Source organism: Streptomyces sp. NPDC021622 (genome assembly GCF_040640795.1).
Taxonomy (GTDB): Bacteria; Actinomycetota; Actinomycetes; order Streptomycetales; family Streptomycetaceae; genus Streptomyces.
Genome location: NZ_JBFACK010000006.1, coordinates 113,640 through 136,702, shown reverse-complemented (window position 1 = coordinate 136,702; position 23,063 = coordinate 113,640). Strand labels below are relative to the sequence as shown.

Below are 23,063 nucleotides of genomic sequence, written 5' to 3'. Positions count from 1 at the left end.
CGCGGAGCACTTAGCGCCTAGCCGAACAGCCGCTCAAGCACCGCAGCCACCCCGTCGTCCTCGTTCGACGAAGTCACCTCATCGGCAGCCGACTTGAGGTCGGGATGCGCGTTGGCCATGGCCACGCCACGCGCCGCCCACACGAACATCGGTACGTCATTGGGCATGTCGCCGAAGGCAATGGTGTCCGCGGAGCTCATCCCGAGCCGCTCGGCGGCGAGCGCGAGCCCGGTCGCCTTGGTCACCCCGCGCGGCTGCAGCTCGACCGTGCCGGGACCGGACATGGTGACGGTGGCGAGGGACCCGACGGCATCACGCGCCACGGCGGCCAACTCGTCGTCGGTCAGCTCGGGATGGCGCAGCAGCACCTTGCTGATCGGCTCGGCCCAGAGCGCGTCACGCCATCGCACCCGCACGGCCGGCAGCGTGGGGTGCGGCATCAGATACCCGGGCTCGATGAGGGTGAGCCCGTCCACGCCGTCCTGGTCGACGGCGGCGTGGACCTGCCCCACCTCGGCCTCGATCTTGCCGAGCGCGGCCTCGGCGAGCTCCCGGTCCAGGGTCACCGACCACACCATCCGGTCGGACTCCGCGTCGTACAACTGCGCCCCCTGCCCGCAGACGGCGAGACCGCCGCTGCCCAGATCGTCGAGGAGCGGCTTCACGCGCGGCGCGGGCCGCCCGGTCACCACCAGGTGCCGTGCCCCGGCGGCTACCGTCGCCGCCAGCGCGGCCCGCGACCGGTCGGAGATGGTGTCGTCGCCGCGCAGCAGCGTTCCGTCCAGGTCAGTGGCGATAAGTGAATATGCGAGGGGAGCGGCCATGATCCAGAGAATACGGATCCGCGGCGATGCCGAAAGCAACGTCACAAGAGCTGTGACGGGCGCAGTGCGCCGGTCGCACAACCGGCGCTCCGGGGATTCACCGGGACGTGTCGTTCCGAACGGCTCGGGGGCGCACGCCGGGGTGGGACGACGAGTACCCGGACGGGTGCCGAATCCACCTGATTCCCCTTCGTCTTGGCCCTAGTTGGCCTTCGCCACCGCCCTCCCGTTCCCCCTCGCCCACCGCCCCTTCGTCCTCCCTCGCCCGCCCCTCAGCCGTGCGCCGCCGCGAGATGCCGGGCAAGGCGCGGAGAGGCGAACTCCGTCCCGCACACGAACCGCATCACCGGTCCGTACGAGGCCGCCGCCGGCAGCCCCGTGAAGTACAGGCCGGGCACCGACGAGACATACCCCGCACCGAGCTTCGGCGTCCCCCGGCTCACCGCGAGGCGGGCGCGGAGCGCGTGGCCCAGGAAGTCCATCGCGGCGATGTCGACCCGGTAGCCCGTCGCCGCTATGACGTGGTCGGCGGAGAGCTCGCGGGTGCGGCCGCCCAGGGTCTCGACCCGCAGCACCGGGCTGCCGTCGCGGACGTCCGCCGATGCGACGCGGCGGACCTCGCGCGTCTCGACCTTGCCCTCGAAGCGGTCGCGCAGCCACCAGGCGCCAAGGGGTCCCAGGATGCGGCGGACCAGGAAGTGGCGGGCCTGCGGGGGCAGATAGCGGTAGGGGTGCGGGTAGTAGCTGATCGCGTAGAGCGACCAGGCGCGGCCGAACGGCGACTCGGGGCGCAGCCTCGGCTGCTCCCACGGGGGCGCCCCGAATCCCACCGACCCCTTGCCGCGCGCCACCACCCGTACGTTCGCGCCCGCTTCGGCGGCGAGCGCGGCCGTCTCCAGGGCGGACTGGCCCGCGCCGACCACGATCAGGTCACGCCCGGAGAACCGCGAAAGGTCGTGGTGCTGCGAGCTGTGCGAGACGGGCCCTGTGGGGGTCGGTCCGTCCGGTACGGCCGCCGCAAGCTCGGGCGGCAGCTGCGCGAGGCCGGAGAGCCCGGTCGCGACGACGACCACGCGGGCCGTGAACTGCTCGCCGGAGTCCAGCTTGAGCTCGAAGCCGGCCGTGCCCCTGCGGTCGACCGACACCACCCGCACCTGTTCGAGTTCGGGCACGAGCTTCTGCTTGAACCACTCCCCGTAGGCGACGAAGGTCTCCACGGGGATGATGTCCTCGTCGGTGACCAGGCGCGGTATCCCCGCCGCGTCGCAGTAGTCGACGAGCTTGTGGCCGCGCTGCGGCGCGTCGATGTTCGACGCCGCGGGCGTCGACTTCAGGAGCATCCCCGCGGGCATATGGGCGCGCCAACTGACCATGGGCTCGCCGAAGATCCGCACCGGGATGCCGCGGGCCCGTAGATGGGCGGCGGTGGACAGGCCGAACGGGCCCGCCCCGATGATTGCTACTGGCTGGATCACGAAGTCCCTCCCCAGGACGTCACTTGTTGCGTGTGCCTACTTCGTGTGGTGCTGGATTCAGCTGTGGATTCAGTTGTGGATTCAGTTGTGATCACGCCGAGGCGGCCGCGGCGCCTCGGCTCAACTCGTCGTGCTCCCCCGCCGGTTCGTGCGCCAGAGCTGGTACAGATGCTTCGCCCCCGGCCGTACGAACCTCGCGAGCATCGTGAAGAACGGCTTCATGTCGTCCGCCGCGAGCCACGCCAGTTCCGTGCCGCTCGCGTGGGCGGGCGCGTGCGGCGTCGTATATCCGCTGCGGCGGTAGGCGAGGAGAGCGGGCAGGTCGATGTTCTCCACAACGTACCGATGACCGGCGCGCTGTTCCCCCTCCGGGACGGAGCGGCCTGTCAGGTGCAGATGCATCGCACGGACGACGTCGATCCCGGACTCGCTCTCGAAGAGCCGGAACTGGGCGCCCATGCGCGGGTTGAAGTCGAGCAGTTTGTACTGACCGTCGCGCCGGTCGAAGCGCAGGTCGAGGTCGATGATTCCGGTGAAGCCGATCTGCTTGATGAAACGTGCGGCGAGGTCCGCGAGTTCCGGATTGTCGACGACGTACGCATTCGCCGTCATCCCCGCGTGCGGCGGCCAGGAGCGCACCTTGACGCCCGTGAACATCGCGAGCGGCGTCGAGTCCGCGTCGAAGTACGCGTGCACGATCCAGTCCTCGGCCTGCTCGCGGGGCAGATACTCCTGGAGGATCACACCGGGGCGCGCGCCCCAGTCACGGGCCAGGCTGAGCAGGCCGTCCGGGGTCTCTATGCGCGTCGTCCCGTTCACCGCGGGTCTGGTGCGGCGGGTGAACGCCTCGCGGTTCTTGGCGACCACCGGGAAGGCCGCCGCGGCGGCGAACTCCTCGATGTCCCCGAGGCTTTCGGGGAAGGCCGCCGCGGGCGACGCGATGCCGTGCTCCACGCACAGCCCGTGCAGGCCCTGCTTGCTGGCGAGGCGGCGGGGCAGCTCCGGCTCCACGCGCGGGAACAGGAACCCCGCGTCACCGAGCGGCTGCTGGTGCTCGGCGATGAGGACGGCCGCCTCCTCGTCGGTGGGGATCAGGACCGTGGGTCTGCCGATCCGGCGGGCGACGCGCAGCAGCCCGTCGACGAGCCGCTCCGGTTCCTCGGCCCCTGTGGTCGGCCAGGGGAAGGCTCCGGTGAGGTGACGCGAGACCGCCGCGGGCGTGTAACGGTCCTCCGTGATCGCATACATGGGCACGCCGAGTCGCCCCAGGCTGCGGATGGCGCCGACGCCGCCGTGGTGCAGCGGATAGTTGCCGAACTTTACGATCAGGCCGGGCACGTCCCGGTCCACCGCCACGGGCACGCTGTCGTTCGTCCTGGCCACGGGTCCCCCCACGTGTCCTTCCGTCTGACCCGGACCCACCCCGTCCGCGTCCCCCAAAGGACGCTAAGCCGGAATTGACCACTCCAGCAAGGCTTATTCGGACATTGCGAACTCTTTAGGCACTGCCCGAACCAGGGACTTCCCACGTAACGTGTGGCACACCCAATGGAAAGCGAGGCAGGTACGCATGTCCGAGCAGACCCCGCTCGAGCCGGCCGGGAGCGACCCTTCCGTGCGCTCCGAAGGCGGCGACCCCTTCGCCCTCTCGGAGAGCGACCCCTTCGGGCCGCACAATCTTCCGTACGGCGTGTTCTCCCCCGCCGGTGACGCCGAGCGCAGGGTCGGCGTACGACTCGGCGATCACGTCCTCGACGCGGGCGCAGCGGCCGCCGCGCTCGGTTCGCCCTATGTCTCGCTGCTCGCACGGCCCACGCTGAACCCGCTGCTCGCAGCGGGCCGCACCGCCTGGTCCGACGTCCGGCGCGCGATCACGGCATGGGTGACGATCCCGGCCCACCGCGAGGTGGTCCGTCCACTCCTCCACCCGCTGTCCGAGGTGACGCTGCACCTCCCCTTCGAGGTCGCGGACTATGTGGACTTCTACGCCTCCGAGCACCACGCGACGCATCTGGGCAAGATCTTCCGCCCGGACTCGCCGACGCCGCTGACCCCCAACTGGAAGCACCTGCCGATCGGTTACCACGGCCGGTCAGGCACCGTTGTGGTCTCCGGGACTGAAGTGGTACGTCCGACGGGGCAGCGCAAGGCGCCCGCCGACACGGCACCCGTCTTCGGCCCCTCGGTCCGGCTCGACATCGAGGCGGAGGTCGGCTTCGTCGTCGGTACGCCGTCGGAGCTCGGCACGCCGGTGCCGCTCGCGGACTTCCGTGAGCATGTCTTCGGCCTCACGCTCCTCAACGACTGGTCGGCGCGCGACATCCAGGCCTGGGAGTACGTCCCGCTCGGGCCGTTCCTCGGCAAGTCCTTCTGCACCTCCGTCTCGGCGTGGATCACCCCGCTGGAGGCGCTGGACGCGGCGCGCGTCACCCCGCCCGCGCGGACGCACGAACTCCTTCCCTATCTGGACGACTCGGCCGAGTCCGCCGCGGACGAGCCGGGCGGCTACGACCTGCGGATCACCGTGACCCTGAACGGCCACGTCATCTCCGAGCCGCCCTTCTCCACCGTCTACTGGACGGCCGCCCAGCAGCTGGCCCACATGACGGTGAACGGCGCGTCCCTGCGCACCGGTGACCTCTACGGCTCGGGCACCGTCTCCGGCCCCTCGGAGGGGCAGTACGGCTCCCTCATCGAGATCACCTGGAACGGCCGCGACGCGCTTGTCCTGCCGGACGGGAAGCGGACGTTCCTTGAGGACGGGGATGAGGTCACTCTGACGGCGTGGGCACCTGGGCCGGATGGGATCCGGGTGGGTCTCGGCGAGGTTTCTGGCAGGGTCGCCTCGGCTCGCTGAGAGTGCTGGCCGGGGGCCTTGGGCCGGGGGTGGGTCCACCCCCGGCTCCCGCTGAGCGCTCCCAGGGGGTGCCACTCAGTGTCCTTGGGCGGCTGCGGCTTCATCGTGGCTGAGCGCGCAGTTCCCCGCGCCCCTTCGGGCGCCGGCAGCTCGGCCACTCAGAAGTCGTCCGGTGGCTCCGGCCACTCCTCCTCCGGGGTCTCCGGGGTCTCCGGCGGAGGAGTGGCCGTACCGTTCAGCTCCGCCAGTACCCCCAGCACGCCCTCCCCGTACGTCGCCAGCTTCTTCTCGCCGAGGCCGCTGATGCCGGCGAGCTCCGCCAGGGACGAGGGCCGCAGCGTGGCGATCTCCCGCAGCGTGGCGTCGTGGAAGATCACGTACGCCGGGAGGCCGAGCTCCTTGGCCTGTGCCCCGCGCCATGCCCGCAGCGCCTCGAACACCGGCACCGCCTCCTGAGGCAGCTCGGCCACGGCGGCCGCCGTCTTCGCCTTCCGCTCCCCCTTCGATGCCCGGGCGGCAGCCGCGCGCTTGGGCTCCTTGCGCAACCGCACCTCCCGCTGCCGGCCGAGGACTGTTCGGCTCTCCTCGGTCAGGACCAGCGTGCCGTACTCCCCCTCGACCGCGATAAGACCCTGGGCCAGCAACTGCCGCACCACGCCCCGCCATTCGGCCTCCGCGAGCTCCTCGCCGATGCCGAAGACCGAGAGCTGGTCGTGGTCGAACTGGATGACCTTGGCGGTCTTCTTGCCGAGCAGGATGTCGATGATCTGGCCCGCGCCGAACTTCTGCCCGCGCTCGCGCTGGAGCCGTACGACGGTGGACAGGACCTTCTGTGCCGCGACCGTGCCGTCCCAGGTCTCCGGAGGAGTGAGGCATGTGTCGCAGTTGCCGCAGGACTGGCCCTCCGCCTCCTGGCCGAAGTACGTGAGGAGCTGGGCCCTGCGGCACTGCGCGGTCTCGCACAGCGCCAGCATCGAGTCCAGGTGCGAGGCGGCCCGGCGGCGGAACGCCTCGTCGCCCTCGCCACCCTGGATCAGCTTCCGCTGCTGGACGACGTCCTGCAGGCCGTACGCCATCCAGGCCGTGGAGGGCAGTCCGTCACGTCCCGCGCGGCCCGTTTCCTGGTAGTAGCCCTCGACCGACTTCGGCAGGTCGAGGTGGGCGACGAACCGGACGTCCGGCTTGTCGATGCCCATGCCGAAGGCGATCGTGGCGCAGACGACCAGGCCCTCCTCCCGGAGGAAACGGGACTGGTGGGCGGCGCGCGTCCCGCCGTCCAGGCCCGCGTGGTACGGCACCGCCTCGATGCCGTTCCTGCACAGGAACTCCGCTGTCTTCTCGACCGAGTTGCGCGACAGGCAGTAGACGATGCCCGCGTCCCCCGCGTGCTCCTCCTTCAGGAAGGACAGGAGCTGCTTCTTGGGCTCGGCCTTCGGCACGATGCGGTACTGGATGTTGGGCCGGTCGAAGCTCGCCACGAAGTGCTTGGCGTCCGGCATGCCGAGCCGCTCGGTGATCTCCCGGTGCGTGGCGTGCGTCGCCGTCGCCGTCAGGGCGATGCGCGGCACGTCCGGCCAGCGCTCGCCGAGGAGGGAGAGGGCCAGATAGTCGGGGCGGAAGTCGTGGCCCCACTGGGCGACGCAGTGCGCCTCGTCGATCGCGAAGACGGAGATCTTGGCGCGCGAGAGCAGGTCGAGGGTCGACTCCAGGCGCAGCCGCTCCGGCGCCAGGTACAGCACGTCGAGCTCCCCCGCGAGGAACTCGGCCTCCATCACGCGCCGCTCGTCGAAGTCCTGCGTGGAGTTGATGAACCCGGCCCGCACGCCCAGCGCCCGCAACGCGTCCACCTGGTCCTGCATGAGCGCGATGAGGGGCGAGACGACCACGCCCGTGCCGGATCTGACCAGGGCCGGGATCTGATAGCAGAGCGACTTGCCGCCGCCGGTGGGCATCAGCACGACGGAGTCCCCGCCCGCGATCACATGCTCGATGATCGCTTCCTGCTCGCCGCGGAACGCGTCGTACCCGAAGATACGGTGCAGCGTCCGCAGCGCGTCACTGTCCGCCACCGCGCTCGGTACGGTCACCTCGCTCATGCCACTGATCCCATCCATCGCCCTGCCCCCGTACGTCGCGCTTCGACCACTGCCTCCACGATAGGGCTCAGGACCGACAGCTCTGGAAGTTATCCACAGGCCCGGCCCTCCAGACGCCACCGCCCGGCACCCCAGTCGAACAGGGTGTCGGGCGGCGGACGAACGAAGACGGAGACAGAGAGGGAGACGGTCAGCGGACGAAGACCCCCGCCTGGTTCGCCAGATCCAGGAAGTACTGCGGGGCCACACCGAGAACGACCGTCACCGCGACGCCCACACCGATCGCGGTCATCGTCAGCGGCGAGGGCACGGCGACAGTCGGGCCGTCCGCCTTCGGCTCGCTGAAGAACATGAGCACGATCACACGGATGTAGAAGAAGGCGGCGATCGCGGACGAGATCACACCGACCACGACCAGCGCGCCCGCGCCGCCCTCGGCCGCCGCCTTGAAGACCGCGAACTTGCCGGAGAACCCGGACGTCAGCGGGATGCCGGCGAAGGCGAGCAGGAAGACCGCGAAGACCGCCGCGACCAGCGGCGACCTGCGGCCGAGCCCCGCCCACTTGGACAGGTGCGTGGCCTCACCGCCCGCGTCCCGCACCAGCGTGACCACGGCGAACGCGCCGATCGTCACGAAGGAGTAGGCCCCCAGATAGAAGAGGACCGACGAGATGCCGTCCGGTGTCATGGCGATGACACCGGCGAGGATGAAGCCCGCGTGCGCGATCGACGAGTACGCGAGGAGCCGCTTGATGTCGGTCTGGGTGATCGCGACGATCGCACCGGCCAGCATCGTGAGGATCACGACGCCCCACATCACGGGCCGCCAGTCCCAGCGCAGGCCCGGCAGGACCACGTAGAACAGCCGGAGCAGCGCGCCGAACGCGGCCACCTTCGTCGCCGCCGCCATGAAGCCGGTCACCGGGGTCGGAGCACCCTGGTAGACGTCCGGGGTCCACATGTGGAACGGCACCGCGCCGACCTTGAAGAGCAGACCCATGACGATCATCGCGGCGCCGATCAGGAGCAGCGCGTCGTTGCCCATGGTGTCGGCGAGCGCCGGGTTGACCGTCTCGATGCTGCCGTCGACGACCTTCGCGATCGTGCCGTACGACACCGAGCCCGCGTACCCGTAGAGCAGGGCGATCCCGAAGAGCATGAAGGCGGAGGAAAAGGCGCCGAGCAGGAAGTACTTGACGGCGGCTTCCTGCGACATCAGACGCTTGCGACGGGCGAGCGCGCACAGCAGGTAGAGCGGCAGCGAGAAGACCTCAAGAGCGATGAAGAGCGTCAGGAGGTCGTTCGCCGACGGGAAGACGAGCATCCCGCCGATCGCGAAGAGCGCCAGCGGGAACACCTCGGTGGTGGTGAACCCGGCCTTCGTGGCGGCCTTTTCGCCCTCGCTGCCCGGCACGGCGCCGGCCTGCGCGACGAACGAGTCGACGCGATTGCCGTGCGCCAGCGGGTCGAGCCGCCGCTCGGCGAAGGTGAAGATCGCGACGAGTCCGGCGAGGAGGATCGTGCCCTGCAGGAAGAGCGCGGGTCCGTCGACGGCGATGGCGCCCATCGCGGCGATGTGCGCCTTTGTCGTGCCGTATCCGGTGGCCGCGAGTCCGACGACCGCGGCGAAGGCCGCGGTGATGGCGACCACGGCCACGAACACCTGGACGTAGTAACGGGACTTACGCGGTACGAAGGCCTCGATGAGGATCCCGAGGACCGCCGCGCCGATGACGATCAACGTCGGTGACAGCTGCGCGTACTCGATCGTGGGAGTGTCGATCTTGTCGATCGTGTCCTGGGGCGCCGCGGCCGACGCCATTGTCCACAGGCTGTGGACAGCCGATGCGCTCACTTGGCCGCCTCCACGTCGGGCTTCGGGTCCTTCTGCTGTACGTCGGACATGGTGTGCTTGACCGCCGGGTTCACCAGCTCGGTGAGCGGCTTCGGGTAGACACCGAGGCCGATCAGGAGCGCGATCAGCGGGGCGACGACGACCAGTTCCCGCACCCGCAGGTCGGGCATGGCCGAGACCTCCGGCTTCACGGGGCCGGTCATCGTCCGCTGATACAGGACGAGGGTGTAGAGCGCGGCGAGCACGATGCCGAAGGTCGCGATGATCCCGGCCACCGGATAGCGCGCGAACGCGCCGACCAGGACCAGGAACTCACTCACGAACGGGGCGAGCCCCGGCAGCGAGAGCGTCGCGAGACCGCCGATCAGGAAGGTGCCCGCGAGCACCGGGGCGACCTTCTGCACGCCTCCGTAGTCCGCGATGAGCCGCGAACCGCGCCGCGAGATCAGGAAGCCGGCCACCAGCATCAGCGCGGCGGTCGAGATGCCGTGGTTGACCATGTAGAGCGTCGCGCCGGACTGGCCCTGCGAGGTCATCGCGAAGATGCCGAGAATGATGAACCCGAAGTGCGAGATCGACGCGTACGCCACAAGCCGCTTGATGTCGCGCTGGCCGACGGCGAGCAGCGCGCCGTAGACGATGCTGATCAGCGCGAGTACGACGATGACCGGCGTCGCCCACTTGCTCGCCTCGGGGAAGAGCCCGAGGCAGAACCGCAGCATCGCGAACGTGCCGACCTTGTCGACGACGGCCGTGATCAGTACGGCGACCGGGGCCGTGGCCTCGCCCATCGCGTTCGGCAGCCAGGTGTGCAGCGGCCACAGCGGCGCCTTCACCGCGAAGGCGAAGAAGAAGCCGAGGAAGAGCCACCGCTCGGTGCTGGTCGCCATGTCCAGCGTGCCGTTGGCTCGCGCCTCGGCGATCTCCTGGAGCGAGAAGTTCCCCGCCACCACGTAGAGCCCGATCACGGCGGCCAGCATGATCAGGCCGCCGACCAGGTTGTAGAGGAGGAACTTCACGGCCGCGTACGAGCGTTGCGCCGATGCCTTCTCGTCGCTGCCCGCGTGGGCGCGGTCTCCGAAGCCGCCGATGAGGAAGTACATCGGGATGAGCATGGCTTCGAAGAAGATGTAGAAGAGGAAGACGTCGGTGGCCTCGAAGGAGATGATCACCATCGCCTCGACGGCGAGAATCAGGGCGAAGAAGCCCTGAGTCGGCCGCCAGCGCGAGGACTTGGTCTCCAGAGGATCCGCGTCGTGCCACCCCGCCAGGATGATGAAGGGGATGAGCAGCGCGGTGAGCGCGATGAGCGCGACACCGATGCCGTCCACTCCGAGTTCGTACCGCACCCCGAAGTCCGCGATCCAGGACCGGGATTCGGTGAGTTGATAGCGGTCCCCGTCCGGGTCGAACCGCACGAGCACGGTCACGGCGAGCGCGAGCGTCGCGAGCGAGACGAGCAGCGCGAGCCACTTGGCGGCGCTCCGCCGGGCGGCCGGGACGGCTGCCGTGGCGATCGCGCCGACCGCGGGCAGGGCCGCCGTCGCTGTCAGCAGAGGAAAGGACATCGGTATCAGACCGCCCTCATCAGCAGGGTCGCGGCGATCAGTACCGCAGCGCCGCCGAACATCGAGACCGCGTAGGAGCGGGCGTAGCCGTTCTGCAGTTTGCGCAGCCGCCCGGAGAGCCCGCCGACCGAGGCCGCCGTGCCGTTGACGACTCCGTCGACCAGGGTGTGGTCGACGTAGACCAGGGACCGTGTGAGGTGCTCGCCACCGCGCACCAGGACCACGTGGTTGAAGTCGTCCTGGAGGAGGTCGCGGCGGGCGGCCCGGGTGAGCAGCGAGCCGCGCGGGGCGGTGACCGGGACCGGCCGGCGTCCGTACTGGACGTAGGCGAAGGTCACGCCGATGACCAGGACGACCATGGTGGCGCCCGTGACCGTGGTGGCGCTGAGCGGCGAGTCGCCGTGCGCGTGGTGGGTGACCGGCTCCAGCCAGTGCATGAAGCGGTCGCCGATGCTGAAGAACCCGCCCGCGAAGACCGACCCGAAGGCCAGCAGGATCATCGGGATCGTCATCGACTTGGGCGACTCGTGCGGGTGCGGCTCCTTGCCTTCCCCCGCGGCGGAGCCGCTATCAGACACTGTCGGCTGCCACCGCTTCTCTCCGAAGAAGGTCAAGATCATCACGCGAGTCATGTAGAAAGCGGTGATACCGGCACCCAGGAGCGCCACCGAGCCGAGGATCCAGCCCTCCGTGCCGCCCTTGGCGAACGCCGCCTCGATGATCTTGTCCTTGGAGAAGAAGCCGGACAGACCGGGGAAGCCGATGATCGCGAGATAGCCGAGACCGAAGGTCACGAAGGTGACCGGCATGTACTTGCGCAGGCCGCCGTACTTCCTCATGTCGACCTCGTCGTTCATGCCGTGCATGACCGAACCGGCCCCGAGGAAGAGCCCGGCCTTGAAGAAGCCGTGCGTCACCAGGTGCATGATCGCGAAGACATAGCCGATGGGGCCGAGGCCCGCGGCCAGGATCATGTAGCCGATCTGGGACATCGTCGACCCGGCGAGGGCCTTCTTGATGTCGTCCTTCGCGCAACCGACGATCGCACCGAAGAGGAGCGTGACCGCGCCCACGACGGTGACGGCGAGCTGTGCGTCCGGCGCGGCGTTGAAGATCTCTCCGGAGCGGACGATCAAGTACACGCCCGCGGTCACCATCGTCGCCGCGTGGATCAGGGCCGAGACCGGGGTCGGGCCCTCCATCGCGTCGCCGAGCCAGGACTGCAGCGGCACCTGGGCGGACTTGCCGCACGCGGCGAGCAGCAGCATCAGGCCGATGGCGGTGAGCTTGCCCTCGCTGGTCTCACCCGTCGACTCCAGGACCGGCCCGAAGGCGAACGTCCCGAAGGTGGTGAACATCAGCATGATCGCGATCGAGAGGCCCATGTCGCCGACCCGGTTGACCAGGAAGGCCTTCTTCGCGGCGGTCGCCGCGCTGGGCTTGTGCTGCCAGAAGCCGATCAGGAGGTACGAGGCGAGGCCCACGCCCTCCCATCCGACGTACAGGAGCAGGTAGTTGTCGGCGAGCACCAGGAGGAGCATCGCCGCGAGGAACAGGTTCAGATAGCCGAAGAAGCGGCGGCGCCGCTCGTCGTGCTCCATGTACCCGATGGAGTAGATGTGGATCAGCGTGCCCACACCGGTGATCAGCAGGACGAACGTCATCGACAGCTGGTCGAGCTGGAAGGCGACGTCCGCCTGGAAGCCCTCCACGGGGATCCAGCTGAACAGGTGCTGCGACAGGGAGCGCTCCTCGGCGCCCTTGCCCAGCATGTCGGTGAAGAGCAGCACGCCGACGACGAAGGAGGCGGCCGCGAGCAGCGTGCCGAGCCAGTGGCCCACGCGGTCCAACCGCCGCCCGCCGCACAGCAGTACGGCCGCTCCGAGCAGAGGCGCCGCTACCAGCAGCGCGATCAGGTTCTCCACTTTTCAGCGACCCCTTACAGCTTCATCAGGCTGGCGTCGTCGACCGAGGCCGAGTGGCGGGAGCGGAACAGCGACACGATGATCGCCAGGCCGACCACGACCTCCGCGGCGGCGACGACCATCGTGAAGAAGGCGATGATCTGGCCGTCGAGGTTGCCGTGCAGCCGGGAGAAGGCGACGAAGGCGAGGTTGCACGCGTTGAGCATCAGCTCGATACACATGAACACCACGATCGCGTTCCGCCTGATCAGCACGCCGGTGGCGCCGATCGCGAACAACAGCGCCGCGAGATACAGGTAGTTGACCGGATTCACTTCGACGCCTCCTCGGCCTGGGACGACCGCTCGAGACGCTCCGTGGAACGCTGCTCGAGCGCCCGCAGATCGGCGATCGCCTCGTCCGACACATCACGGATCTGACCGCGCTCGCGCAGCGTCTTGTTGACCGTGAGCTCCGACGGGGTGCCGTCCGGGAGCAGGCCCGCGATGTCCACGGCGTTGTGCCGTGCGTAGACACCCGGGGCGGGCAGCGGCGGCACATGGCTGGACCGCACGCGCTCCTCGGACATCTCGCGCTGCGTCTTGGCACGCTCCGTGCGCTCGCGGTGGGTGAGCACCATCGCGCCGACGGTGGCGGTGATCAGCAGCGCGCCGGTGATCTCGAAGGCGAAGACGTACTTCGTGAAGATGATCTCGGCGAGACCCTCCACGTTGCCGCCCGCGTTCGCCTTGGAGAGTCCGGCGAACTCGTTCACCGAAGCGTTCCCGATCCCCGCGAACAGCAGGATCGCGAAGCCGAAGCCGCACAGACCGGCCAGCCAGCGCTGGCCCTTGATGGTCTCCTTCAGGGAGTCGGCGGCCGTGACGCCGACGAGCATGACCACGAAGAGGAAGAGCATCATGATCGCGCCGGTGTAGACGACGACCTGGACGATGCCCAGGAAGTACGCGCCGTTGGCGAGGTAGAAGACCGCCAGGACGATCATGGTCCCGGCCAGGCAGAGCGCGCTGTGCACGGCCTTCTTCATGAGGATGGTGCACAGGGCGCCGATCACGGCGACCGTGCCGAGCACCCAGAACTGGACGGCCTCACCGGTCGATGTGGTGTAGGCGGCGAGCTGCGTCATCGCTTGATCACCTTCTCCGACGCGGGCTCGTCGTCACCGAAGGTGGAGGCGGCTTCCTGGGGCGTCTCCCCCTTGGAGAGGGCCACTTGGGGAACCGTGCCGGGCGCCGCCTCCGTCACCAGGCCGCGGTAGTAGTCCTGCTCGTCCGTGCCCGGGAAGATCGAGTGCGGAGACTCGACCATGCCTTCCTCCAGGCCGGCGAGCAGCTGCTCCTTGGTGTAGATGAGGTCCGCGCGGGTGCTGTCCGCCAGCTCGAACTCGTTCGTCATCGTCAACGCCCGCGTGGGGCACGCCTCGATGCACAGGCCGCACAGGATGCAGCGGGCGTAGTTGATCTGGTAGACGCGGCCGTACCGCTCGCCCGGGGAGTAGCGCTCCTCCTCGGTGTTGTCCGCGCCCTCCACATAGATGGCGTCCGCGGGGCAGGCCCAGGCGCAGAGCTCACAGCCGATGCACTTCTCCAGGCCGTCCGGATGGCGGTTGAGCTGATGCCTGCCGTGAAAGCGGGGAGCGGTGGTCTTCTCCTGCTCCGGGTACTGCTCGGTCAGCCGCTTCTTGAACATGGCCTTGAAGGTCACGCCGAAGCCCGCGACGGGGTTCTGGAACCCCTGCTTCGATTGGTTCGACTCGTGGGTCGAGCCCTCGTTCGGCTCAGCCATCGGACGCCTCCTTTCCGTCACTTTGAGTATCCGGCCCACCACTGACAATCAACTCCCGCTCCTGGCGCGAGCGTCGGCGCGGCACGGGCGGCAGGGTCTGTCCCGGCAGCGGCGGGACCGGGAATCCGCCGGCCATCGGGTCGAAGGCGACCGGCTCTTCCTCGACCGCCGCTTCCTTCTCGCGTTTGTCGCGGAAAATGTCGACGACGACGGAGAGCAAGAGCAGTGCGATGACTCCGCCGCCCACATAGAGCGCGATCGAGGTGAAGTCGTAGTCCTCGTTCCGCATCACCCGGACCGTGGCCACGAGCATCAGCCAGACGACCGAGACCGGGATCAGGACCTTCCAGCCGAGCTTCATCAGCTGGTCGTAGCGGACGCGTGGCAGCGTGCCGCGCAACCAGATGAAGAAGAACAGCAGCAACTGGACCTTGATCACGAACCAGAGCATCGGCCACCAGCCGTGGTTCGCGCCCTCCCAGAAGGTGCTGACCGGATACGGGGCCCGCCAGCCGCCCAGGAAGAGCGTGACCGAGACCGCCGAGACGGTGACCATGTTGACGTACTCGGCGAGCATGAACAGCGCGAACTTGATGGAGGAGTACTCGGTGTTGAAGCCACCGACGAGGTCGCCCTCGGACTCCGGCATGTCGAACGGCGCGCGGTTGGTCTCGCCGACCATCGTCACGATGTAGATCAGGAACGAGACGGGAAGCAGCAGGATGTACCAGCGGTCCGCCTGCGCCTCCACGATCGCCGAGGTCGACATCGACCCGGAGTAGAGGAAGACGGAGGCGAAGGCCGCGCCCATCGCGATCTCGTACGAGATCATCTGCGCGCAGGAGCGCAGGCCCCCGAGGAGCGGATAGGTGGATCCAGAACTCCAACCCGCGAGCACGATGCCGTAGATGCCGACCGAGGCGACCGCGAGGATGTAGAGCATCGCGATCGGCAGGTCGGTCAGCTGCATCGTCGTACGCTGGCCGAAGATCGAGACTTCGTTGCCCGCGGGCCCGAAGGGGATCACCGCGATCGCCATGAAGGCCGGGATCGCCGCGACGATCGGGGCAAGGATGTAGACCACCTTGTCCGCGCGCTTGACGATCACGTCTTCCTTGAGCATCAGCTTGATGCCGTCCGCGAGGGACTGCAGCATGCCCCAGGGGCCGTGCCGGTTGGGGCCGATGCGCAACTGCATCCAGGCGACGACCTTGCGCTCCCACACGATGGAGAAGAGCACCGTCACCATCAGGAACGCGAAGCAGAAGACCGCCTTGATGGCGACGAGCCACCAGGGGTCACGGCCGAACATGGACAGGTCTTCCGCCGCAAGCGGCACCACGGTGTGCATCACGACGTCACCTCCGGGGCCTCAGTGGGCTCCGGCAGGACCGCCGGGCCGATGCGGACGAGGTCGCCGGGGCGCGCGCCGGTGTCCGAGGCGACGCCTCCCCCGGTCGAGTTCAGCGGCAGCCACACCACCCGGTCCGGCATCTCGGTGACCTGGAGCGGGAGTTCGGTCGCGCCCCCCGCAGGACCGGTGACGGCGAGGGTGTCGCCGTCCTTGACGCCGGCCTCCGCCGCGGTGGCCGCCGAGAGCCGGGCGACCGCCGCATGCCGCGTCCCCGCGAGCGCCTCGTCGCCCTCCTGGAGGCGGCCCTGGTCGAGCAGCAGCCGGTGGCCCGCGAGAACGGCCTCTCCGGAGGCGGGCCTCGGCGGCTGGGCACCTGTCTCCAGGGGCTCGGTGGCGTGCGGCCCGTCCCAGCCGCCGAGCCGGTCCAGCTCGCGCCGGGCGGTCGTCAGGTCAGGAAGGCCCAGGTGTACGTCGCCGGCGTCGGCCAGCATGTGCAGCACTCGCGCATCGCTGGGCGCGAGCGGGCGCGTCATCTGGTCGGGCTTGAGCGCGGCGGCGAAGAGCCGTGCCCTGCCCTCCCAGTTGAGGAAGGTGCCCGGCTTCTCCGCGACCGCCGCCACGGGCAGGACCACGTCGGCGTGCTCGGTCACCTCGCTGGGGCGCAGTTCGAGCGAGACCAGGAAGCCGATCTCCGCGAGGGCTTCACGCGCGCGTGCCGGGTCGGGAAGGTCGGCGACCTCCACACCCGACACCAGGAGCGCCCGCAGTTCACCCGTCGCGGCTGCCTCGACGATCTGGCCGGTGTCGCGGCCGTAGCGGTGCGGGAGTTCGGCGACACCCCAGGCGGCAGCGACCTCTTCCCGCGCGCGCGGGTCGGTGGCCGGACGGCCGCCCGGCAGCAGCGACGGCAGCGCGCCCGCCTCGATGGCGCCACGCTCCCCCGCCCTGCGCGGGATCCACACCAGCTGGGCGCCGGTCGCGGACGCGGCCCGCACGGCGGCGGTGAGCCCGCCGCGCACACCGGCGGCGCGCTCGCCGACGACGATCACCGCGCCCGAAGTGCGCAGCGCCTCGGCCGCCTTGGCACCGTCGCCCTCCAGGCCGGCCCCGGCCGCGAGCGCGTCGAGCCACTCCGTCTCGGTTCCGGGAGCCGCCGGCAGCAGCGTGCCGCCGGCCTTCTCCAGGCCGCGGGACGCGAAGGGCGCCAGCGAGAAGGTCCGCTGGCCGTGCTTGCGCCAGGCCTTGCGCAGCCGCAGGAAGATCCCGGGCGCCTCCTCCTCGGACTCGAATCCGACGAGCAGGACCGCGGGCGCCTTCTCCAGTGCCGCGTAGGTGACTCCGGTGCCGTCGAGGTCCCGGCCACGGCCCGCGACGCGCGCCGCGAGGAAGTCGGCCTCCTCGCTGCTGTGCACGCGCGCGCGGAAGTCGATGTCGTTCGTGTCGAGCGCCACGCGCGCGTACTTGCTGTACGCGTAGGCGTCCTCCACGGTGAGCCGCCCGCCGGTGAGGACACCGGTGCGGCCGCGCGCCGCGGCGAGACCGCGGGCCGCCACCTCCAGGGCCTCGGGCCAACTGGCGGGCTCCAGTTGACCCGTTGCGGCATCGCGCACCAAGGGAGTGGTCAGCCGGTCCGGCTTCTGCGCGTAACGGAAGCCGAAGCGTCCCTTGTCGCAGATCCACTCCTCGTTGACCTCGGGGTCGTCCTGGGCGAGGCGCCGCATGACCTTGCCGCGCCGGTGGTCGGTGCGGGTCGCGCAGCCGCCCGAGCAGTGCTCGCACACCGAGGGCGACGACACCAGGTCGAAGGGCCGGGAGCGGAAGCGATACGCCGCCGAGGTCAGCGCGCCGACCGGGCAGATCTGGATGGTGTTCCCGGAGAAGTACGACTCGAAGGGGTCGCCCTCGCCGGTACCGACCTGCTGCAGCGCGCCCCGCTCGATCAGCTCGATCATCGGGTCGCCCGCGATCTGGTTGCTGAACCGGGTGCAGCGCGCGCACAGCACGCACCGCTCACGGTCGAGAAGGACCTGCGTGGAGATGGGGACGGGCTTCTCGAAGGTCCGTTTCTTGCCCTCGAAGCGGGAGTCCGGGTCGCCGACCTGCATCGCCTGGTTCTGCAGCGGGCACTCGCCGCCCTTGTCGCAGACCGGGCAGTCCAGCGGGTGGTTGATGAGCAGCAGCTCCATCACACCGCGCTGCGCCTTCTCGGCGACCGGCGACGTCAGCTGCGACTTCACGACCATGCCGTCGGTGCAGGTGATGGTGCAGGACGCCATCGGCTTGCGCTGGCCCTCCACCTCGACGATGCACTGTCGGCAGGCGCCCGCGGGGTCGAGCAGCGGGTGGTCGCAGAACCGCGGGATCTCGATGCCGAGCAGCTCGGCGGCCCGGATGACCAACGTCCCCTTGGGGACGCTGATCTCGATGCCGTCGATCGTCAGCGAGACGAGATCTTCCGGCGGAACCGCCGCCTCACCGCCCCCGGAGGGAGCGCTGTTGGTGGTCACTGTCATGCGTTCACCTCCGAATTGTCGGCGGGCCTGCCGGCCCAGAGCGTCGACTTGGCCGGGTCGAAGGGGCAGCCCTTGCCGGTGATGTGCTCCTCGTACTCCTCGCGGAAGTACTTGAGCGAGGAGAAGATCGGCGAGGCCGCGCCGTCGCCGAGGGCGCAGAAGGACTTGCCGTTGATGTTGTCGGCGATGTCGTTCAGCTTGTCGAGGTCGGCCATGACGCCCTTGCCGGCCTCGATGTCACGGAGCAACTGCACCAGCCAGTACGTTCCTTCGCGGCAGGGCGTGCACTTGCCGCAGGACTCATGGGCGTAGAACTCGGTCCAGCGGGTGACGGCCCGCACGACGCACGTCGTCTCGTCGAAGCACTGCAGCGCCTTGGTGCCGAGCATCGATCCGGCGGCGCCCACGCCCTCGTAATCAAGGGGGACGTCGAGGTGCTCGTCGGTGAACATCGGCGTCGAAGAACCGCCCGGTGTCCAGAACTTGAGCCGGTGGCCCGCCCGCATCCCGCCGCTCATGTCGAGCAGCTGGCGCAGCGTGATGCCGAGCGGCGCCTCGTACTGGCCGGGACTGGTGACGTGCCCGCTGAGCGAATAGAGCGTGAAGCCGGGGGACTTCTCGCTGCCCATCGATTTGAACCAGTCTTTTCCGCGATTCAGGATCGCGGGAACCGACGCGATGGACTCGACGTTATTGACAACAGTGGGGCATGCGTAGAGGCCCGCGACGGCAGGGAAAGGGGGACGCAGTCGCGGCTGGCCACGGCGGCCTTCGAGCGAGTCGAGCAGCGCGGTCTCCTCACCACAGATGTACGCGCCCGCGCCCGCGTGCACGGTGAGTTCCAGATCGAGTCCGCTGCCCAGGATGTTCTCGCCCAGGAATCCCGCCTCTTTCGCCTCACGCACGGCCTCGTGCAACCGCCGCAGCACGGGGACGACTTCACCGCGCAGATAGATGAAGGCATGCGAAGAACGGATCGCGTAGCACGCGATCACGATCCCCTCGATGAGGGAATGCGGGTTCGCGAAGAGGAGCGGGATGTCCTTGCAGGTCCCCGGCTCCGATTCGTCGGCGTTGACAACTAGATAGTGCGGCTTTCCATCGCCCTGCGGAATGAACTGCCATTTCATTCCGGTGGGGAATCCCGCCCCGCCCCGGCCGCGCAGACCGGAGTCCTTCACGTACGCGATGAGGTCGTCGGGCGCCATCGCCAGGGCCTTGCGCAGGCCCTCGTATCCCTCGTGCCGCCGGTAGGTGTCCAGCGTCCAGGACTTCTCCTCGTCCCAGAACGCCGAAAGGACCGGCGCGAGCACCTTCTCGGGGCTCGTCTCGTGGTCGATCTCGGCTGCCAAGGTCATCACTCCCCCTCCTCGGCGGTCGGTCCGGCCGGGTGGGCCGGGTCGGATGCCGAGGTCTGCTGCGGTGCGTCGTGCGAGCTGAGGTGCTCGGCCGGCGCCTCGTCCTGCGGAGCGCCGCCGCCCCGCGGATGGACCACCCGCGGCTGTGCCACCTCGCCCTTGGCCAGGCGCAGTCCGATGAGTGAGGCGGGTCCGGCGCCGCCGCTCGCCTCGACGGCGCCGGGACGCTCGTCGGGGAAGCCCGCCAGAATCCGGGCCGTCTCCTTGTACGTGCACAAGGGGGCGCCGCGGGTCGGCTCGACCTGTACGCCCGCGCGCAGGTCGTCGACGAGCCGCTTGGCGGTCTCGGGGGTCTGGTTGTCGAAGAACTCCCAGTTGACCATCACGACGGGAGCGAAGTCGCAGGCCGCGTTGCACTCGATGTGCTCCAGCGTGACCTTGCCGTCCTCTGTGGTCCCCTCGTTGCCGACACCCAGGTGCTCCTGGAGCGACTCGAAGATCGCGTCGCCGCCCATGACGGCGCAGAGCGTGTTGGTGCAGACACCGACCTGGTAGTCGCCGGAGGGCTTGCGCCGGTACATCGTGTAGAAGGTCGCCACCGCGGTGACCTCGGCCGTGGTCAGGCCGAGCACGTCCGCGCAGAACGCCATGCCGGTCCGCGTGACGTAGCCCTCCTCCGACTGCACCAGGTGCAGCAGCGGAAGCAGCGCGGAGCGGGAGTCCGGGTAGCGGGCGATGACTTCCTTGGCGTCCGCTTCGAGCCGGGCCCGGACGTCGTCCGGGTAGTCGGGGGCGGGGAGTTGGGGCATGCCGAGGCTGACGCCCGCACCCTGTTGGGAAGGAGTGGTGGTCACCGGTCGACGCCTCCCATCACGGGGTCGATGGACGCGACGGCGACGATGACGTCGGCGACCTGGCCGCCCTCGCACATCGCCGCCATGGCCTGCAGGTTGGTGAACGACGGGTCGCGGAAGTGGACCCGGTAGGGGCGGGTGCCGCCGTCGGAGACGACATGCACCCCGAGCTCGCCCTTGGGCGACTCGACGGCGGCGTATGTCTGCCCGGCCGGGACCCGGAAGCCTTCGGTCACCAGCTTGAAGTGGTGGATGAGGGCCTCCATGGAGGTGCCCATGATCTTCTTGATGTGGTCGAGCGAGTTGCCCAGACCGTCGGGGCCGAGCGCCAGTTGGGCGGGCCAGGCGATCTTCTTGTCGGCGACCATGACCGGGCCCGGGGCGAGCCGGTCCAGGCACTGCTCGACGATGCGCAGCGACTGGCGCATCTCCTCCAGGCGGATCAGGAAGCGCCCGTAGGAGTCACAGGTGTCGGCGGTCGGCACGTCGAACTCGTAGTTCTCGTAACCGCAGTAGGGCTGCGACTTGCGCAGGTCGTGCGGCAGGCCCGCGGAGCGGAGCACCGGGCCGGTGGCGCCGAGGGCCATGCAGCCCGCGAGGTCCAGATAGCCGACGTCCTGCATGCGGCCCTTGAAGATGGGGTTCCCGGTGGCGAGCTTGTCGTACTCGGGAAGGTTCTTCTTCATCTGCTTCACGAACTCGCGCATCTGGTCCACCGCGCCCGGCGGCAGGTCCTGGGCGAGCCCGCCGGGTCGGATGTACGCGTGGTTCATCCGCAGCCCGGTGATCAACTCGAAGATGTCGAGAACGAGTTCACGATCACGGAAGCCGTAGATCATGATCGTCGTCGCGCCGAGCTCCATGCCGCCGGTGGCGATGGCGACCAGATGCGAGGAGATGCGGTTGAGCTCCATCAGGAGCACCCGCAGGACCGTGGCGCGGTCCGGGATCTGGTCCTCGATGCCGAGGAGCTTCTCGACCCCGAGGCAGTACGCCGCCTCGTTGAAGAACGGCGTCAGATAGTCCATGCGCGTGACGAACGTCGTGCCCTGCGTCCACGTGCGGTATTCGAGGTTCTTCTCGATGCCCGTGTGCAGATAGCCAATGCCGCAGCGGGCCTCGGAGACGGTCTCGCCCTCGATCTCCAGGATCAGCCGCAGCACGCCGTGCGTGGAGGGGTGCTGGGGCCCCATGTTGACGATGATGCGCTCGTCGTCGGACCGGGCGGCGGACTCGACGACCTCGTCCCAGTCGCCGCCGGTGACTGTATATACAGTCCCCTCGGTGGTCTCACGGGCGGATGCATGTGAAGTGCTCATCAGCTGTACGACCTCCGCTGGTCCGGAGCCGGGATCTGGGCGCCCTTGTACTCGACGGGGATGCCGCCGAGGGGGTAGTCCTTGCGCTGCGGGAAGCCCTGCCAGTCGTCCGGCATCATGATCCGCGTGAGGGCCGGGTGGCCGTCGAAGATCAGGCCGAAGAAGTCGTACGTCTCGCGCTCGTGCCAGTCGTTGGTCGGATAGACCGAGACCAGCGAGGGGACGTGCGGATCGGCGTCAGGGGCACTGACTTCGAGCCGGATCAGGCGGTTGTGGGTGATCGAGCGCAGGTGGTAGACGGCGTGCAGCTCGCGGCCCTTGTCCTCGAGGAAGTGCACCCCCGAGACGCCCGTACAGAGCTCGAAGCGCAGCGCCGGGTCGTCGCGCAGGGTCTGGGCGACCCGGAGCAGATGTTCGCGCGCGATGTGGAAGGTGAGCTCGTCGCGGTCGACGACCGTCTTCTCGATCGCATTCTCCGGGACGAGTCCCTGCTCTTCGAGGGCTCCCTCCAGCTCGTCGGCGACCTCGTCGAACCAGCCGCCGTAGGGACGCGTCGAGGCGCCCGGCAGGGTGATGGTCCGCACGAGCCCGCCGTAGCCGGAGGTGTCACCGCCGTTCTCGGCGCCGAACATGCCCTTGCGTACGCCGATGACCTCGCCGGCGGCGTCACGGGGGGCCGGGACACCGTTCGCGTCGCCGTTCCCGTGTCGGTGCTCGTCGCTCACCGCAGCAGCCCCTTCATCTCAATGGTGGGGAGCGCCTTGAGGGCCGCCTCCTCCGCCTCGCGGGCCGCTTCCTCCGCGTTGACCCCGAGCTTGGAGCCCTGGATCTTCTGGTGGAGCTTGAGGATGGCGTCCATCAGCATCTCGGGCCGCGGCGGACAGCCGGGCAAATAGATGTCAACGGGAACAATGTGGTCCACGCCCTGCACAATCGCGTAATTGTTGAACATCCCGCCTGATGACGCACAAACCCCCATGGAAATAACCCACTTGGGGTTCGGCATCTGGTCATAGACCTGCCGCAGGACGGGCGCCATCTTCTGGCTCACCCGCCCGGCCACGATCATCAGGTCCGCCTGGCGCGGTGAACCGCGGAAGACCTCCATGCCGAAGCGCGCCAGGTCGTAGCGCCCGGCCCCTGTCGTCATCATCTCGATGGCGCAGCACGCGAGGCCGAAGGTCGCGGGGAAGACGGATGACTTGCGCACCCAGCCCGCGGCTTGTTCGACGGTGGTCAGCAGAAAACCGCTCGGCAGTTTCTCTTCGAGTCCCATGCTC

Annotated in this window: 18 protein-coding genes; 1 reads left to right on the top strand and 17 read right to left on the bottom strand. The window is 69.1% G+C overall.

The window, feature by feature from the left end:
- Positions 1-17 precede the first annotated feature (17 nt).
- From AB0G47_RS13865 to AB0G47_RS13855, 3 genes are all read right to left on the bottom strand, one after another.
- Positions 18-824 carry an HAD family hydrolase gene (locus AB0G47_RS13865; RefSeq protein WP_360768336.1) on the bottom strand — a complete coding sequence of 269 codons (807 nt, stop codon included), beginning with the start codon at positions 822-824 and terminating at the stop codon, positions 18-20.
- 272 nt (positions 825-1,096) lie between these two features.
- Positions 1,097-2,299 carry an FAD-dependent oxidoreductase gene (locus AB0G47_RS13860; RefSeq protein WP_360768334.1) on the bottom strand — a complete coding sequence of 401 codons (1,203 nt, stop codon included), beginning with the start codon at positions 2,297-2,299 and terminating at the stop codon, positions 1,097-1,099.
- Between the two features lie 120 nt (positions 2,300-2,419).
- Entirely contained in the window at positions 2,420-3,682 is a 1,263-nt protein-coding gene (locus AB0G47_RS13855) for an ATP-grasp domain-containing protein (protein ID WP_360768332.1), read from the bottom strand.
- A gap of 187 nt (positions 3,683-3,869) precedes the next feature.
- On the opposite strand from AB0G47_RS13855, the gene fahA reads away from it, so the two are divergent.
- Positions 3,870-5,156 (top strand): fumarylacetoacetase, encoded by a 1,287-nt coding sequence (fahA, locus tag AB0G47_RS13850; protein ID WP_360768330.1) that lies wholly within the window; start codon positions 3,870-3,872, stop codon positions 5,154-5,156.
- Between the two features lie 158 nt (positions 5,157-5,314).
- Here fahA and recQ read toward each other — a convergent pair whose 3' ends face one another.
- The 14 genes from recQ to AB0G47_RS13780 all read right to left on the bottom strand — a co-directional run bounded on the left by recQ (position 5,315) and on the right by AB0G47_RS13780 (position 23,059).
- Complete coding sequence (gene recQ / locus AB0G47_RS13845; protein ID WP_360768328.1) at positions 5,315-7,252, bottom strand: DNA helicase RecQ; 1,938 nt, start codon at positions 7,250-7,252, stop codon at positions 5,315-5,317.
- 190 nt (positions 7,253-7,442) lie between these two features.
- The gene (nuoN, locus tag AB0G47_RS13840; RefSeq protein ID WP_360768326.1) at positions 7,443-9,107 is read right to left on the bottom strand and encodes an NADH-quinone oxidoreductase subunit NuoN; all 1,665 of its coding nucleotides are present in this window, start codon (positions 9,105-9,107) and stop codon (positions 7,443-7,445) included.
- Positions 9,104-10,675 (bottom strand): NADH-quinone oxidoreductase subunit M, encoded by a 1,572-nt coding sequence (locus AB0G47_RS13835; protein ID WP_360768323.1) that lies wholly within the window; start codon positions 10,673-10,675, stop codon positions 9,104-9,106. The genes nuoN and AB0G47_RS13835 overlap by 4 nt, the downstream gene beginning before the upstream one ends.
- Positions 10,676-10,680: 5 nt before the next feature.
- Positions 10,681-12,600 carry an NADH-quinone oxidoreductase subunit L gene (gene nuoL, locus AB0G47_RS13830; RefSeq protein WP_360768320.1) on the bottom strand — a complete coding sequence of 640 codons (1,920 nt, stop codon included), beginning with the start codon at positions 12,598-12,600 and terminating at the stop codon, positions 10,681-10,683.
- 14 nt (positions 12,601-12,614) lie between these two features.
- Positions 12,615-12,914, bottom strand: a complete 300-nt coding sequence (gene nuoK, locus AB0G47_RS13825; protein WP_016640174.1) for an NADH-quinone oxidoreductase subunit NuoK — start codon at positions 12,912-12,914, stop codon at positions 12,615-12,617.
- Positions 12,911-13,726 (bottom strand): NADH-quinone oxidoreductase subunit J, encoded by an 816-nt coding sequence (locus AB0G47_RS13820; RefSeq protein WP_360768317.1) that lies wholly within the window; start codon positions 13,724-13,726, stop codon positions 12,911-12,913. The genes nuoK and AB0G47_RS13820 overlap by 4 nt, the downstream gene beginning before the upstream one ends.
- Positions 13,723-14,385, bottom strand: coding sequence for an NADH-quinone oxidoreductase subunit NuoI (nuoI, locus tag AB0G47_RS13815; protein ID WP_360768314.1), 663 nt, complete (start codon positions 14,383-14,385; stop codon positions 13,723-13,725). The genes AB0G47_RS13820 and nuoI overlap by 4 nt, the downstream gene beginning before the upstream one ends.
- Positions 14,378-15,736 carry an NADH-quinone oxidoreductase subunit NuoH gene (gene nuoH, locus AB0G47_RS13810; protein WP_360769016.1) on the bottom strand — a complete coding sequence of 453 codons (1,359 nt, stop codon included), beginning with the start codon at positions 15,734-15,736 and terminating at the stop codon, positions 14,378-14,380. The genes nuoI and nuoH overlap by 8 nt, the downstream gene beginning before the upstream one ends.
- Positions 15,736-18,252: an NADH-quinone oxidoreductase subunit G gene (locus AB0G47_RS13805; RefSeq protein ID WP_360768311.1), complete on the bottom strand. Its 2,517-nt coding sequence runs from the start codon at positions 18,250-18,252 to the stop codon at positions 15,736-15,738. Before AB0G47_RS13805 ends, nuoH begins: the two co-directional genes overlap by 1 nt.
- Entirely contained in the window at positions 18,249-19,613 is a 1,365-nt protein-coding gene (gene nuoF, locus AB0G47_RS13800) for an NADH-quinone oxidoreductase subunit NuoF (protein ID WP_360768309.1), read from the bottom strand. Before nuoF ends, AB0G47_RS13805 begins: the two co-directional genes overlap by 4 nt.
- Positions 19,610-20,464: an NADH-quinone oxidoreductase subunit NuoE gene (gene nuoE / locus AB0G47_RS13795; RefSeq protein WP_360768306.1), complete on the bottom strand. Its 855-nt coding sequence runs from the start codon at positions 20,462-20,464 to the stop codon at positions 19,610-19,612. The genes nuoF and nuoE overlap by 4 nt, the downstream gene beginning before the upstream one ends.
- Complete coding sequence (locus AB0G47_RS13790) at positions 20,461-21,783, bottom strand: NADH-quinone oxidoreductase subunit D (protein WP_360768303.1); 1,323 nt, start codon at positions 21,781-21,783, stop codon at positions 20,461-20,463. Before AB0G47_RS13790 ends, nuoE begins: the two co-directional genes overlap by 4 nt.
- Positions 21,783-22,508 (bottom strand): NADH-quinone oxidoreductase subunit C, encoded by a 726-nt coding sequence (locus AB0G47_RS13785; protein WP_360768300.1) that lies wholly within the window; start codon positions 22,506-22,508, stop codon positions 21,783-21,785. The genes AB0G47_RS13790 and AB0G47_RS13785 overlap by 1 nt, the downstream gene beginning before the upstream one ends.
- Entirely contained in the window at positions 22,505-23,059 is a 555-nt protein-coding gene (locus AB0G47_RS13780; RefSeq protein WP_005313804.1) for an NADH-quinone oxidoreductase subunit B, read from the bottom strand. Before AB0G47_RS13780 ends, AB0G47_RS13785 begins: the two co-directional genes overlap by 4 nt.
- Between the last annotated feature and the right edge of the window lie 4 nt (positions 23,060-23,063).